The sequence below is a fragment of the Nocardia nova genome (assembly GCF_002933465.1).
GTDB classification, from domain to species: Bacteria; Actinomycetota; Actinomycetes; order Mycobacteriales; family Mycobacteriaceae; genus Nocardia; species Nocardia nova_B.
Map to the genome: position 1 here is coordinate 1 of NZ_PSZE01000113.1, position 522 is coordinate 522.

At 55.6% G+C, this 522-nt stretch carries 2 rRNA genes; both read right to left on the minus strand.

Annotated elements, in window-relative coordinates:
- Nucleotides 1-84 (minus strand): 23S ribosomal RNA (locus C5E41_RS33095); the annotation flags it as partial.
- 321 nt (nucleotides 85-405) lie between these two features.
- Nucleotides 406-522 (minus strand): 16S ribosomal RNA (locus C5E41_RS33100); the annotation flags it as partial.

Here is a 522-nt window from a genome sequence, read left to right on the forward strand (position 1 = left end):
TCCCCGAGGCTTATCGCAGCCTCCTACGTCCTTCATCGGCTCCTGGTGCCAAGGCATCCACCGTACGCTCTTACACACTTACAAACAAAGATGCTCGCGTCCACTGTGCAGTTCTCAAACAACACACAAGACCTTCTCACCACTGCGGCACCAGCCGGGAAGAAATCCCGCGGTATGACACGCGGAGAAAACCTTGTCGTATCTTTTGCCTGGAAAGAACGTCTGTTCTTTCAGGACCCAACAGTGTGTCGATTACATCCGGCACCCGAAGCACTCAGTCTCCGAGCTCTCGCCAGCACATGTCAGCGTTCCACCCATGAGCACCACCGGACTACATTCGAGTCCGAAGTGGCTCTGCCAGAACAACATTCACCTCTGTGATGTCTTCTGGAAGATGCTCCTTAGAAAGGAGGTGATCCAGCCGCACCTTCCGGTACGGCTACCTTGTTACGACTTCGTCCCAATCGCCAATCCCACCTTCGACGGCTCCCTCCACAAGGGTTAGGCCACCGGCTTCGGGTG